We start from the raw sequence: 13,939 nt of genomic DNA, 5'->3' as shown, positions 1-13,939 counted from the left end.
CGGCCGCCGCGCCCTCGAAAAATTTCTGCGGGCGCTCGCTGCTGCGGACCTGAATGACGGCCTCTTCGGGCAGTGCATCGGCGAGTGGCACGGCTGCGCGCGGCTCGAACGACAGATGAACCCAGCGGCCCGAAGCAAGCAGTTCGTGGACGAAGACTTCCGATCCATCCGCCTGACGGACCCGACGATCGGGAGCGCGAATACCGGTGCCAGAGATGCCCGTGGAACAAGGCGCATCTGAAAAGGCACGCATCGCTCCCACATCGTCGTAGCCGTGGCTGAAGCCGGAAATCTGCGCCGCCAGCTTTTCGTTGACGGCCGGAAAGGCCATGCAATCGGAAACCATCTTGCGCAAGCCGAGACCGCCGTGAGTGAACGCCGTCATGAGCACGTTTTGGGTCAGGGTGTTGTCATGAAGCTGCTCGCCGATCGGCCTGCGCTCCGCCTCGTAACTGTCGAGCAGGCTTTCATCGGCCTCGCCCTTGACGACAGCGGCGAGCTTCCACCCGAGGTTGAACGCATCCTGCAGGCCGATATTCATCCCCTGTCCACCGGCTGGAAGGTGAACGTGGGTGGAATCGCCGGCGAGGAATATCCGGCCGCTGCGATAGTGGTCGGCAAGCCGAGTCTCGTTGGAGAAGCGCGAAAGCCAGAACGGGTCATGCATGTTGTAGTCGCTACCGAGGACTTGTCGCGTCACGCGGGCGAGGTCGTCCAGCGTCGTCTCCTTCCTGAGCAGGCTGAGATCGTTTTCGTCGGGCGTGGTCGCAACGATGCGACGCCGGCCATCCTCGCCGGGCGGCGCAATCATGATGCCGCCGTGTTCGTTGTACACCGTCAGCATCGACTTTCCATCCGGCAGGTCGAGCCTGACATCGCCCAGCAGCCACGTATGCGTCGCTTCGTGGCCCGAGAACCCGATGCCAGCCTGTTGACGCGTGAGACTGCGTGCGCCGTCGCAACCGACGAGGTAGCTCGCCGTCAGGCCGAAGGGTTTCTGATCCTTTACGCCTTCGACCGTGACTCCGGCATGATCCTGACGGATCGCCTCGACGTTATGTCCACCAAGGTAGACGACGCCAAGTTCGGCGGCGCGTTCCCTGACGATTTTCTCGGTCATCGCTTGCGGAATCCTGAGTGCATGCGGAAACCGGCTGTCGAGCGGCGAGAAGTCGAGCCGCGTGTCGAGCATCCCATAGTGCCAGGAGGGAATCGGTTTGCCGCTCTCGAGAAATCTGTCGGCCAGTCCGCGCAGGTCGAACATTTCGAGCGTACGGCAGTGCATCGTGCCTGCCCGCGATTGCAAAATTCTTTCCTCGCGACGCTCGATTACCGCCACATTCAGGCCGCCTAGCCGTAGTTCGCAAGAAAGCCAAAGGCCGACTGGTCCGCCGCCGACGACGACCACATCGAAAGACTCCTCCATCTGCATCTTCATCTCCGTTTTTGTATTGTTAGAACGACTCGGGTGGCTGACCCCCGAGTTACATCGTGAATGAGTCGAGCCATAGCACCGGCGTCCGTGTGCAGTTGCAGACACCGGCGATGCCTGGCTTCCGGGCTGTAGCGTTAGCGAGCCGGTCTTCCTGCGGCATTCCACAATCGATGCACTCGCGCTGCGTCCATTCTGTGTGGATCGGGCCGGCCCATCGTCTGGACAGTCACTTCTGCGATCCCGCCGCATTCGCGCCGGCAGACTCAGCCGTGCTGCCCGCGTGCGAGTGAGCGCGTGGCTCATGGGTGTGCCACTGGAGGTAATGCTGGCGCAGCAGATCCTTGCCATAGTCCCTGCCGTTCGGCGTGCGCACGAGTGTGTGGATGTGATCGCGGGACGGCTTATCGTTGTCGAACACGATGCCGGGTTGATGGTCGAATTCGACCAGGATCGCCGGGCTCAGGATACGGTAGTAGAACGGATTGATATCGTCGAACGGGCCGATCCAGGCGAACTGGGTATCGGTGAGATGGTGTTTGACCTCGGCCCATCGCAGTTCGGCATGACCGCCGCGTAATTGCCCGATATAGGTCGCCAGCAATGCCTCCAGACGCTCGCGACCTTCTTGCGGCAACGCCGCGTAACGGATCCCGCCCGGCTCGATATGCCGGTTATCGTTGTACGCACCGGCAAACACTTCTCTCGGCAGCTCAGTGCCGATGGTCGCCAGTTGTCGTGCCTCGGCCGACAGTGCGCTCATCAGCGCATGACCTTGCTCTTCTTCGGCAGCAAACACGCGAGTGCCGCTATATTTGCCGAACCGCGCCAGCACCGGCTCCGATCCCATGAAGGTCGGCGTCATCACGAGCTGGTCGCCGAGCACAAAGCAATTGACGTTCAAATGATGGCCATCGATCTGCCAGCCCCACGGCTCGTTCGGCGACGGCGTCCCGAAGATGCTGACCCAGTAATACCATTCGTTGTACTCATCCGGCTTGCCCGATATTTCGAGGGCGTGCTCGTTGAGTCGCATGACGTCGCGCGCAGTCTGATAACCCGCTTCGCTCATCGTCTCGCGCAGCAGTGCCAGCGCTGCCTCGCGCTCGCCGTGGCTCAAGTCGGCGAGATTGACGCCACTGCGCGGAATCAACCAGGGATGAATGTTCGACCATTGCCGCCACGCCTCGTCGTCGATTGCGTGGCAGGCGACGCGCCGCTGCTCGACGTCGAGAGTCGCGAGAAAGGTGCGCGCCGCGTCGAGCAGCGAGGCTGTCGAGGCGTGCGATGTAGCGAGCGGGGATCGCTCCTGGGTGCCCGGGACAGGGCAGATAACCCCGCTAAACGGCTCGACCAGGCCGGCCCGAGCCTGATCGAGCATCGACTGCTGGCGCGGCGTCAACTGAAATGGTCGGGTTGCTGGCGCCGGCGGCCAGTTGCGCAATCCGAAATGTGCCGTTTCTCCTGCCATACCTTATGCCTCCCACTCGATGTATCGAGTTGTCTCTGCGATCAGTCATGTCGACTGGCCTGGTTCGCCAAAGGCGACCCGGTTTTCTTGTGTGCTCTTAGGTTCGAAGGCCGAGATTCGATAGATGCGTTGACGATTTCATCGACCCAGGGGCGATGGTTTTGCCCGCACTAGCGAACTGCTGATGGGACTAAACCCGGTCAGTAGCGTCGACGGCAATCGAAAGGGATTGAATTAATGTGCCCCGTCTCCATTCACTGCAATATATGCGTGTTTAGCGACGGGATAACTCCCCTCAAACTTGAAAGACTTTCAGGCAGCTCGAAAAAATCATCCACCCTGGTTGGAACGCCCTGGGGCTTGGCGCAATGGGCCAGTTGCATGACTAGGACTGAATTCGAATTGACGGTTAGTTGCCTAAGCGGGCTGACAGCCACATCGGGTGAAGGGATAGGAACGGCGTGCAATAGTCCGGCAAAATGCCTACAATGTCAGCGCAAATTGCCAATGGAGAGTATGATGGCGACGATAGATTTCAAACCGACCGGATCAGCCGATCCGCGCCACGGGGAGTTCTTACTTCTGGCGCAGTTGCTGGATGCGCACGTTAAAAGCGACGCGGATCTCGCAGCACTCGCGATAGAGCGCATCGATGCGGATGTAATCAGCCGACTCATCGCGCAGGGCCTGAAAATCGACGAGCTCGCGTTCATTATTCCCAGGCGCACATTAACTCATCGGCGCCAGCATCACGAACGTTTGTCAACAGACGAGTCGGACAGGGCCATTCGCCTCGCACGACTGCTTGCGCAAGCAAGGACAACGTTTGGAAACGCTGAGAAGGCAATGCGCTGGCTTCGCAACCCGCAACAGCGATTCTCCGGGAAAACGGCGCTGGACTTGGCCAGTACCGAGCACGGCGCGCGTCTGGTCGAAGAGGCGCTGATCCAGATCGACGAAGGGTATTTTGCGTGATGGTGCTATGGCGAATCAGTAACTACGCCGATTTGAAAGGCATCGGCGGCCTACGCGCGCCTGGCCGATGGCACTTTGCTGGCCAGCCGGTCGTTTATCTGGCAGAGCACCCCGCTGGCGCATTGCTTGAAACATTAGTTCATCAGGAACTTCCAAGTCTCGCAGCACTTCCGGACACGTATCAGCTATTGCGCGTCGAAGCTAACGACGAACTTACCGTCGCAGCAATCGGAGATGACACGCTGCCGGATGATTGGCGTGAAAATGTTCGATGGACACAGGACGCGGGAACCGAGTGGCTGTCGGGAAAAACATCGGCGCTCTTAAAGGTACCGAGTGCCGTCACGCCTTTCTCCTACAACTATGTTTTGAACCCCGCACATGAGGACGCTGCTTGGATCACGGACTCCATGGCACTTAAAGTTCATCAGGACGCGAGAATTCTGCGACTTCTTAAAGGGCAAGGTACCGAGTGAAGCTCACTAAAAGGGCCGAGGACCGTCCTCCCGGCTGCGCTTTTGACGTCCGCGAGCAATGTTGATTGTCGTCGAGCCCTTTACCATGTGGGTCGAACAGCTTTGCGCTGCTGGGGTAGCTAATGAACGACAGAGCGGTTTATCGTTACGATTTACGTAATGTTCAATACATTTAGTCAAGCCCGGCCCCCGCAAACACCTTATCGTCCACCAGAGCTTCGGCCACATCTGCCTTGTCCCTATGAATGAATGGGTTATCCGTGAAACATTCTGATAAACATCCTATAAGTGTTTGATTAATATAGACTTTTATATTGATTTTATCTAGGTACAATGTTCCACGCTGTGCTGCCGCCACGTGGCTTAACAAGCGGTATTGGCGCTAGTACTTTCTGGACGCAGTTTTGTCTGCTATCGATTAATTATCAGGCAGGCGCGCTGGCGTCGCCGCGGCTTGTGTTGATCTCGATTGGGGCGCGCTAAGGTATCAGAATGGCGCCTTACGACACGTCGAGTACCAAGATCGATCCCCCAAGTGTTGGCACTCCCTTCCCTCTCACCCGAGAAGACGAGCTGCCTTGCCCTGGGCCGTAAGGCGCTTCACCGCTTTTTTGTCGAATGACACGAACGTTTCGCCGCCAAGCCATCGCCCCTCGTAGGCAATAACTCCATCCGCGAAATCGCCGCCCGCATCCAGCAACGCCAGCCCCGCTTCGACAGCTGGACGATTTACAACAACATTTGCGGCATTAGTCAGACGCCGAACGGCGTCGGCAATCTCATCGGACGTGATTTTGTAACCCTGTGACAACACCCACACCAGTTCGCATAACGACGGAAGCGCGATCGCGACAAGTTCCGCCGCCGCGAGCTCCGATTGCGCGAGCGCGCCCTGCTGCTCGTCGTCGCCGATCATTGCGCGCACAAGAACGTTCGTATCGGCCGTAATCTTCATCGCTTGCCGGCCCAGCCTTTCGCAGCCAAGTCATTCATGTCGTCGATCGATAACGCGGGACGGTTTTCTTTTTTCAGAAGATTAAAGACCGCGCTGATTGGCTCACTGGCGTGCTCGGCACTCACAACCACCCGACCGTCCGGCAGCTTGTCGACCGTGATGCGCTGCCCTGGTTGAACCCCCAGATGGTCCAGAACATCCTTGCGTAAGGTGACCTGCCCTTTCGATGTCACGGTTAGCGTGCTCATGATGTCCTCTCGAAAAGCAATAATGTAAGGCATTTTCACCTTACATACAAGCTCAATGAGAATCCCGTTGGTAATGGCACGCTTGCTGGCGCTGGCAAAAGAACCCGTTAGGGCGCCAGAATGCCCGCGCACCGGTCGATTCACAATCTTGCTTGGAGGTGCATACGCGGGCGCTGCAGGATCTGATAGATCGCTTGGAGGTGCTGTTCGCCGACCTCGCCTGGCTGAGCGCGCTGTGTAGGGCGTCGTGGAACGGACACGCCTAGATGAGCGCGCACCTGAGATAGATAGGGTTTGGTGTCACCAGTGGTGCACGCGCGCGCAGCCTTGACAATTGCCGTCTCGCCGACGGTCTCAATCAGCCACTTCAACAACTGACGATCTTGCTCGTTCCGAACGCGCACCCACTGTTCCATGGTATCCCCGCAGGCTGTATGTTTATACAGTACTCGAATGTCATGGCTCTCTGGTGACAATTATTAGGCCGTTTCGGCCATCAAATGTGGCGCGTGGTTGTTGTAGTTGGCTTCATGGATGACCGTTCGTCGCGTGTTTTGCTTTGTCCTGTTGGATGGTTCACGGTACAACAAACACAAGAGGCGCGCCTCCAGCTAGAAAGCAGACGGATTTTGAGCTAGCTCAGTAAAACGTGCCCTTCGACGAACCGTTTACCGAGTTGTTTGCGTCAAGCGAAACGCATCGTAAATGTTGCCTGAGCGCTAAGTGCGCCGGATTGGGCCGAAGCGCGACAAGAATCTCTGGGTGCGTTCGCGGGTCGCGAAAGCCGCATCCGCGGCAATCTCCTGCGCGCCCGGGCCGATGACTGTTTTCGGCGCGATTGTTGACTCGTGGACTGGCTTTGACGAAGACGTGCTTAACGTTTGCCAGTCGTCGCAGTCTCAGCTTTGGCTTCCCGGTAGCTGGGGGTTGGTCGATCACGATCCCGCGCGGCATGTTGGGACCAGAGGCCAGCACCGTTTGGGAGAACGGTGGGCCGAATCCGTGTCGCGACGCTTCCGCAGCACAATACCGAGTTTCGCACCATGCTGATCGACTGTTCGCCACGCCCCGAAGAGTCCCGCAGGGGATAGCAGATGCGGCTTGCCGCGCAGCCCAAGAAACATCTCGTCGAGAATGCGGTGTGGGCTTGCAACGCGCAATCTTGACGCTGTGCGCGACGCTCGCGCCAAACTTTTCGCACCAACGGTGGGTTGTCTCGTCCCTACGGGACTCCTTCGTGGTGTAGCTAACAACCACGCCACGCTCGAACAGCGACACTTCAATGTCGCGCGGCTCAGCTGAAACCAGAAAGACCAACGCATTACGCAACCGATCATAGACGCCGGAAATCGGCGGTCATGAGAAAGCGACTTCGATTTCCTCACCATAGAACTTTGCGCGACCAGTTGAGCAAGGTGACCGAGCCTTACCACCTACACGCAGGCATGACTCGTCCTTAACCTTTACGAAGTTGAAAAAATCAATCGCGATGCCTTTTAAATGCGAGAATGCCGCGCCAATAACGATGCGTGCCCAGGGCCTAGACACGATCCGCGATTGAGGGAGGGCTGTGACTGTGTGTTGATTTGGGTAGTTTTCCCGTCGATGGACGCGCTTGGATCGGGGGCCGTAAATGGTGCGCGCTCTCGGGCACGTGTCTAGACTCTAAACACGGTCCGAACGAAACAAACGAAACAAACTGCCTGGCTGTTATTGACAAGTTCGGCAGTGGAGTCAGCGCCGGGACAAAAACCTAATCAATTTGCACGCGACAAGCGTGGATTCCGAGATGCTTTTCGTTCGAGACAGGGACTTGTTGCAGCAGCAAATCGGCGTTCCTGTCCGCTGATCATTGTCCTGAAATTCGCAAGCCGGCGCACGACGCGTCACAAGTCGCATTCGTGACGATACCTGACCGCAAATATTCAACGCGGCGTCCACGTGCAGGACTCGTGCGACCAATCAAGAGCGACGCTACACTCCGCAGCGACTCCTAGGATGGCGACGAACCAGAATACGGTCGTCGCCAAAGCTTCGAGAGGCTCGGCTATGTGCCCCGACTATCTCCTTGATGCGCTCTCCGGCGGCCTGGTGCGCTGTAGTTGTGGATGCAGCAGCCGCTCTGGTGTTTTTCTCGGCCACGATATTCCCTTTTGGAGAGGTGACCGGGTCTCGCGGGGACCGGAAATGCGCGAACGCGATTACCCCGTGTCGCGTCGTGTTTATATCTCTGTAGACCTCCTGCACCCAGGATTATCCTCCAGTCAACCACGTTGAAAATCGCGCTCCGCACCTCCCGCGGTTCGAGAGCCTGTCTAGACTCTACAACTCATCCGCCACCGCCCTCTGTTCAGCGCCCGGGTACTACTGAGCGCCACGATCGCCGCTCAACAGACCGCCAGCCGTGTGGGTGTCTGGACTCTGGGCTCGCACATGAATGGTTGCGCATGGGGGTTGGCATGGCTAGTGGGATAGAACTATGTCGTGTCTAGACTCTAGACACGCTAGTGCCCAAATGGGCGGCGAGACGGGGTGCCGCCGCTGCGGGTGTCGTGTCTAGAGTCTAGACACGACTGCGCCGCTTGAAATCGGTCCAATGCAACGTACCGCACTCGGGGCGTGTCTAGACTCTAGACACGCCGGGGACACAAAACAAAAAAGCCCGCACATGGCGGGCTTTGTCGCGGTGAGCTTTCCTCAGCTCGGTTTAGGCTGAGCATGGAACATCTGGCTGATAAGCTCGCGAATCTGCGTCTCCTGCACGTCGGTGAGCACGCCCGACTTGATTTTCACCGTGATACCGCTGATGTCCTTAGTGATGGAGCCCGCGTGCTCCTTGCCGGAGAAGAACTTATCGATGCTCCGCTCGCTCGCGGAGTTCGTCGTCGTTGTTCGCCGGGTTGCCAACGCCTTAATCGCCGCGGCGACCTTTCCTTGGTCCATGTCACCCTTCACAACGAGCGGCCATAGTTCCACTGCGGCGTTCAGACCGTCGTCGCCATGCTTCTTGATTGCCGCAACAATCGCTTGGGCGGCGGTCCCACCAAGCAGGCGCGGCTGGATGTCGAGGTCATTTCTAATAAAGTCGGGCAGATTTTCGAACGAGAGGAACTGGTAGAGCCCACTGCGAGACATACCCAGTGCCTCGGCCATCCGCTTCCGGTCAGGAAACTCCTTCTCGGTTTGCCTCATAGACATGGCAATTTCATAATCGGACAAGTCGTCACGGCTGACATTTTCCACTAGGGCCAGCACAGCCATGTCCTCGTCGGAACATTCGACAACCACAGCCTTGATAGTGTCGAGTCCCACCATTTTGTGCGCACGCCACCGACGCTCGCCCGCGACAATCTGATAAATTTCCTCGGAGCGACGTACCACGATCGGCTGCATAAGCCCGACTTCACGAATGGACTCGGCCAGTTCCGACAGCTTCGCCTCGTTGAATACCCGCCGCGGCTGCCAGGGGTTCGCCACGATACCTGACACCAACAATTGCGAGGCGGCACCGGTGGACTCCAGCTCTTGCACACGGAGCTGTGCTACCGCCAATGCACCCGCGAGCCCAGGGGCCGTCTGCGTTCGGGTACTACGCTTCACCTCATCTTGATTGATCGATGAAGTCGCCCGGATGCCAGCCGTTTTGGCCAGCAATTGTTCACGCATGTTACTCATTGCGCGTTCCTCCATTTTTCCGAATAAATTTCATCGATCCATCGGCAGTAATCGACGAGGGGCTGCTTTACCCGCTGCAATGACTTGGACGCGCTGTGGGTACTGCTGACATCGAATACCGTTGAGAACGCCAGCGCTCCTGTACTCATCACGGAACTGGCCGGAACTTCAATCGAATGCAACCAGCTCTCGTAGGCGCTTTGTGCCCACGCACGCACGATGGGTGCGGACGAGGTACGCCCATAATCGACCCTCGACAGTAGCAGCGAAATAAAGTCGTATTTCTTGTCCGTCTCGTACTTAATGAAGCTCTTGGACACATCGGAAAACAGGCGCCAGAAGGACAACGAGCTAATGAAGTCCAGGTTCTCAGGGACCATCGGCATGACCATCGCATCTGCGGCCAGCAGCGCATTCAAATTGAGGTACGAGAGAGAAGGCGACGTGTCCATGAGGATGTAGTCGTAGCGCTTGCGCAGCGGCTCTAGTCCTTGCCGCAGCACAGTCCAGAATCGGAAGCCCGGCCTCATCTTCTGCATCGCGGGCAGATGGAACTCTGCACCGATTAATTCAGTGTGCGCCGGAATCACGTCAAGTCCATCCCAGTATGTCGACTGAACCCGTGCTTCCAACCCACCCTCGACATCCTGGTCGTAAATGAAGGGCAGAATGGTGTCGTCCGGCGTCACATCCTTCTCCGCATAAAGGCCACAAAGTTCGGAAAGCGAGGCCTGCGGATCGAGGTCGATGACTAGTACCTTGCGACCGCGCAATGTCAATCCTTGTGCCAGGCACATGGTTGTGGTCGTCTTTGCCGACCCACCCTTTAACTGGGCCGTGATGATGATTTTCCCTTCTGGTTCACGCGTCCCGGTCACGAGCGGAGTCTGATAGATGTCAGAGACTTTCTGGACCCAGATGCGCGCTTCCTCCAGAGTGAAAGTGCGGGTTCGACCGGTGCCTGCAGCAGTGCCCGGCGGCAACTCACCGTCACTCTTGGTGGCGAGGTATTGGACCTGAGAATGAGCGATATTGCACATCTCGGCAATCTCCCCCGTTTTGAAGACGGGTGCAGCCTTTCGCGGCCGGGGCGCAAGAATTGTGTCACGTAGCTCGTCCGTGAAAATCGAGACCTTTTCAGCGAACTGGCTAATCTGCTCAAGGTGAACAGTTCGGTCTACAGCAGGAAGTTGGCTCGTTTTCACCATTCTGAGGTTTCTCCGAAAATTACGATGAAGCTCAGAATACATGAAACACTTGAAAACTTCGCTATAAATTGCTGTTTACTATAGGAAGTTTCAGTGAAAACGACCATTCATGTCTCATTTCCGCCCGGTGGGATGTGTACGTCGAAGCGTAAAACTACCGCCTCCCCTTCGAAACCATCGAAATCCGGGAGCGTTGTCCTCGATTGCAAGCAGTGAGCCCGCCGTCATCCACGGGCGCGGCCTTCAAGGTGAGGTCATTTGTGCTGTTTCTACAAGGATGTCGCTGTACAAATGAACAAATGCACGGAACGACGGCTCAGGGTGAGGTCCATTGTGCTGATTGTCCTCCGGTACCGTTAGTCGTTGCTCTCAAACTGCACAACGAACCTCACCTTCAATCGCGTGCTTTGAGCATCGCAAGCTTATATCTGTGAAAGTACACCTGGGTATGTACAAGAGTTGCTGCTCTGCACAATCAGCCTCACCATGAGTTTGCACAATAAACCTCACCATCCGTCGATCTCCGGATCTTTGCACAATGAACCTCACCATCGCAGTGGCTCACAGAAGTGCTATTTCCTAGTGACGTGTTGGTTTGTTTTTTTAAAAAAGAAAACAACCCAACATACCAACAGGGAGACAAGACTTCGTTTATGTTCAACGACTTAACATTCGAAAAGTGAGGTGCGTTGTGCCAAAGGTGAGGTTTGCTGTGCACGAAGGTGAGTTTCGTTGTGTAGGAAGGTGAGGCTCGTTCCACACAAAGGTGAGGTCCGATGTGTACAAAAACCCTGCTGATGCAAAGGTGAGGTTGGCTGTGCCGAACGGGGAGGGCGCTGCTGTCGGCGCCACGGCATAAGGCGTTGACGGTAAAAGCGGATTAATCGTGGTGAGGCTGATTGTGCTGCGGTGAGGTTCATTGTGCGAAGTCAGTCAGCTAAGGTCGCAAACAGCCTTGTGCAGCCAACTGATGGTGAGGTTGTATGTGTTGACAGCTCACCTACGCATGCTACATTCGCGACAGTGAAAATGAAGAGCGGATGAGTTTATGGCGGCGGAGGACAATCCGGAAGCAGGCAAGTCGCGAGTGACACCTCGTCAGATGGCGCTCGCGCTGTTCGAGGATATGTTCGACCTAGGTATGCCGATCAGCGAAGCGAATCGCGAAATCGGCTACCAGCGGAACAATTTCTTCACCCAAATCGTCAACATGGGGCTGCCTGCGAGGCGCTTTCTTGACGCTGCGTATTTCATCGTCGCACAAGAGCAGGAAGCACGAGACCAGTACGACGTCGAACTGAATTACTTCAAGTGGCTGATGCGCTACGACAGCCGTAATCTCAAGCACTTACGCACAATCGCAGAGGAAGCGCAGGACGCGAAAATTCAGGTCACGGATACGCCGCTCGACCGGGACCCCAATGAACACGACCTGTGGGTCTCAGTCCAACTGCTGGGGATGGTCGGGTTCCACAGAGGGCGCATTCGATTCGACGTCCATCCTCGGCTAGTCCCGCACATCCGCGATCCCAAAAAGTCCCACTGGCTGAGCCTGCGCATTTCGACGGCTTTTACGCGCAGCCTGGCGCGCGCGATTTATGACCAGGTCCTGCCGAGTGTCCCCGATGGTCGAACGGAATGGATACGGCTTGAAGACATGCGAAGCTGGCCTGGGAAAATGGGTGCGAACGCGGCCATCTTCAAATACTTCAAGCGCGACTGGCTTGAGCCGGCAGTTCGTGAGATCAACGAGGTATCGGATATCGAGTTGACGTATGAAACCAGGACCGAGTCCAGCACGTCGAAAAAAATCGACCGCATAAGGTTTCTGCTCAAACGCAAGGATACCGCCGACGCTGCCTTGGCCAGCTTGGCTGACGCCAGCCACCTGTACAAGGTTCTCAAGGATGAATTCAACCTGTCGACTAAACAGTTCACTGACATTTCCGAGAACCGTGAGGTCTGGACCGATGCGCACATCCAGCAAGCTGTCGAATACACGCGCTTCAAGATTAATCGTGGGCTGGTGAAAAGGAGTCCTGCCGGCTACCTGATGAGAGCCCTGCGCGATAACTGGAAAATGTCTGAAGCCGAACGGACGATGGTCGACGTGCAGGCAAAGCTGCTTACCGACGAAACTGAAGCAGACGTCGCAAAAAACGAAACCCGGAGTTCGATCGCACGCGCCATGGCGTCGCGCGAGGACGAAGACCGAGCACGCATGAATGAGGAGTCGCGTAGGGGACGTGAACACTTCAACTCCGCCGATGCAAAAATCCGGAAAGAACTGGTGCGCGCATGGGTCACGTCGAGCCAGGGGAAACTCATGCTCCGACGTATGAAACTTGACGCCTCGACTGTAACGGAGCAGGACATCCTCGCGAATACGGACCTGGTTTGGTATCTGGGACAATTTGTGTTTGGGCGCATGAATTCGTCCCGTACATCGGCCTGAAGTGTCTGCACGGCTCTGTCACGTTGCTGAGCGGGTCGCGTAAGATCCTGTGTTGAAGAAATCGAAGTCGCTTTATCACGGTCACCGCTTTCCGGTCTCTGCCATCAGTTGCGCAGTGCGTTGGTATTTCCGGTCAAAAGTGGATGGATGAAAACTCGCGAGACGAGCCTCCTGCCCGACGCCCATGCTGATCTGCTGTGTTATCTCGTCGCCACGGCGGCGGCGACTTACGCATTGACCAGTGACTGGGGAGTCGATCACGTCGTGATCTCCTGCCGGTCGTGAGCGACTATTTCAATCGCCGATTCAACGCTTCGGGAAACTCTCATTTGCACGGGGAAAAGAGCATCCGGGAAATGGAAGCGAATGTCGTTCGCGGTTTTGAAAAAGCTACGGTTCGCCTAAGGTCAAAGTGACGCGTTTCCCGCGCATATGCAACTAACCGTCTCCCGCCCTAACGTCCCGAAGTCGAACCGGCGCGTCTCCCCATTTCTCGAGGCGATTCAGTTCGCACTCGCCCGGTCGATGGTATGCGGATCGTCGGCGGGGGAGAGCTGCAACTTGTCTTCGTCTACCTGCATATCGATCAGCACTTCTCCAACCAATACGGTCCAGGCCTCGGCATACTCGACGAGTTCGCGAGCCCGTGGTTCGACGAATCGACTCGCTGGGTCGACGCGACGCTCAAGACCGCGGCCGCGGAGTCGCCGGAAAACACGGAGTCAGGATCTTGTGAAGTCGTTCGTAGCGCGCTTGAAGACGATGGAAATTATGGAACCACGCTTGAGTACGTTCGACTACCCATCGATATTTTCCGAGGCCACTGCCATGCTCGGCGCGGCGGTACGCAAGAACGGGTTGCAGGCACCCCTACCGCGCCCAGCAATGCCACGACCGGCGACGCGGCTGCGTACCTCCTGCCTTGTTATATCTACGGCTGTAGTACTAAGTTTCTTTGGGGAACGCACCCGGCGCACAGCAGACGATCTACCGGAACACGTCGGGCGGTGTCTGTGCGTTGCTTGATTAAAAGGGCGCACTCCG

General features: G+C 56.9%; 11 protein-coding genes and 3 pseudogenes. 5 read left to right on the top strand and 9 right to left on the bottom strand.

Annotated elements, in window-relative coordinates:
* Together WCA53_RS10680 and WCA53_RS10675 are read right to left on the bottom strand one after the other, a co-directional pair.
* The coding region (locus WCA53_RS10680; protein WP_423908938.1) for an FAD-dependent monooxygenase at positions 1-1,438 on the bottom strand (1,438 nt) is incomplete at its 3' end.
* Between the two features lie 223 nt (positions 1,439-1,661).
* A complete protein-coding gene (locus WCA53_RS10675; protein WP_423908935.1) occupies positions 1,662-2,903 on the bottom strand; it encodes a DUF3500 domain-containing protein in 1,242 nt (413 codons plus the stop codon).
* Positions 2,904-3,422: 519 nt separating this feature from the next.
* Between WCA53_RS10675 and parS the strand changes: the two genes are divergently transcribed.
* The gene (gene parS / locus WCA53_RS10670; RefSeq protein WP_423908941.1) at positions 3,423-3,878 is read left to right on the top strand and encodes a type II RES/Xre toxin-antitoxin system antitoxin; all 456 of its coding nucleotides are present in this window, start codon (positions 3,423-3,425) and stop codon (positions 3,876-3,878) included.
* Positions 3,875-4,354 (top strand): RES family NAD+ phosphorylase, encoded by a 480-nt coding sequence (locus tag WCA53_RS10665; protein WP_423908932.1) that lies wholly within the window; start codon positions 3,875-3,877, stop codon positions 4,352-4,354. Before parS ends, WCA53_RS10665 begins: the two co-directional genes overlap by 4 nt.
* Before the next feature lie 556 nt (positions 4,355-4,910).
* Here the strand turns inward: WCA53_RS10665 and WCA53_RS10660 are convergent.
* The 6 genes and pseudogenes from WCA53_RS10660 to WCA53_RS10635 all read right to left on the bottom strand — a co-directional run bounded on the left by WCA53_RS10660 (position 4,911) and on the right by WCA53_RS10635 (position 10,440).
* The gene (locus WCA53_RS10660; protein WP_423908928.1) at positions 4,911-5,309 is read right to left on the bottom strand and encodes a type II toxin-antitoxin system VapC family toxin; all 399 of its coding nucleotides are present in this window, start codon (positions 5,307-5,309) and stop codon (positions 4,911-4,913) included.
* Positions 5,306-5,557, bottom strand: coding sequence for an AbrB/MazE/SpoVT family DNA-binding domain-containing protein (locus WCA53_RS10655; protein WP_423908923.1), 252 nt, complete (start codon positions 5,555-5,557; stop codon positions 5,306-5,308). The genes WCA53_RS10660 and WCA53_RS10655 overlap by 4 nt, the downstream gene beginning before the upstream one ends.
* 140 nt (positions 5,558-5,697) lie before the next feature.
* Positions 5,698-5,973, bottom strand: a complete 276-nt coding sequence (locus WCA53_RS10650) for a hypothetical protein (protein WP_423908920.1) — start codon at positions 5,971-5,973, stop codon at positions 5,698-5,700.
* A 195-nt stretch (positions 5,974-6,168) separates the two neighbouring features.
* Positions 6,169-6,942 (bottom strand): annotated as a pseudogene (locus WCA53_RS10645) (DDE-type integrase/transposase/recombinase).
* Between the two features lie 1,312 nt (positions 6,943-8,254).
* Complete coding sequence (locus tag WCA53_RS10640) at positions 8,255-9,232, bottom strand: ParB/RepB/Spo0J family partition protein (RefSeq protein WP_423908917.1); 978 nt, start codon at positions 9,230-9,232, stop codon at positions 8,255-8,257.
* Positions 9,229-10,440 carry a ParA family protein gene (locus WCA53_RS10635; RefSeq protein WP_423908914.1) on the bottom strand — a complete coding sequence of 404 codons (1,212 nt, stop codon included), beginning with the start codon at positions 10,438-10,440 and terminating at the stop codon, positions 9,229-9,231. Before WCA53_RS10635 ends, WCA53_RS10640 begins: the two co-directional genes overlap by 4 nt.
* A gap of 1,048 nt (positions 10,441-11,488) precedes the next feature.
* Here WCA53_RS10635 and WCA53_RS10630 point away from each other — a divergent pair.
* The 3 genes and pseudogenes from WCA53_RS10630 (at position 11,489) to WCA53_RS10620 (ending at position 13,180) form a co-directional block, all read left to right on the top strand.
* Positions 11,489-12,895, top strand: a complete 1,407-nt coding sequence (locus WCA53_RS10630; RefSeq protein WP_423908909.1) for a RepB family plasmid replication initiator protein — start codon at positions 11,489-11,491, stop codon at positions 12,893-12,895.
* A 52-nt stretch (positions 12,896-12,947) separates the two neighbouring features.
* Positions 12,948-13,028, top strand: a pseudogene (locus WCA53_RS10625) (IS6 family transposase); the annotation flags it as partial.
* 14 nt (positions 13,029-13,042) lie between these two features.
* Positions 13,043-13,180 (top strand): hypothetical protein, encoded by a 138-nt coding sequence (locus WCA53_RS10620; RefSeq protein ID WP_423908944.1) that lies wholly within the window; start codon positions 13,043-13,045, stop codon positions 13,178-13,180.
* A 453-nt stretch (positions 13,181-13,633) separates the two neighbouring features.
* On the opposite strand, the pseudogene WCA53_RS10615 reads toward WCA53_RS10620, so the two are convergent.
* Positions 13,634-13,759, bottom strand: a pseudogene (locus WCA53_RS10615) (IS5/IS1182 family transposase); the annotation flags it as partial.
* Positions 13,760-13,939: the final 180 nt, after the last annotated feature.

This window comes from Caballeronia sp., from assembly GCF_049581465.1.
In the GTDB taxonomy this organism is placed as follows: Bacteria; Pseudomonadota; Gammaproteobacteria; order Burkholderiales; family Burkholderiaceae; genus Caballeronia.
This window is presented reverse-complemented; position numbering and strand designations above follow the sequence as displayed.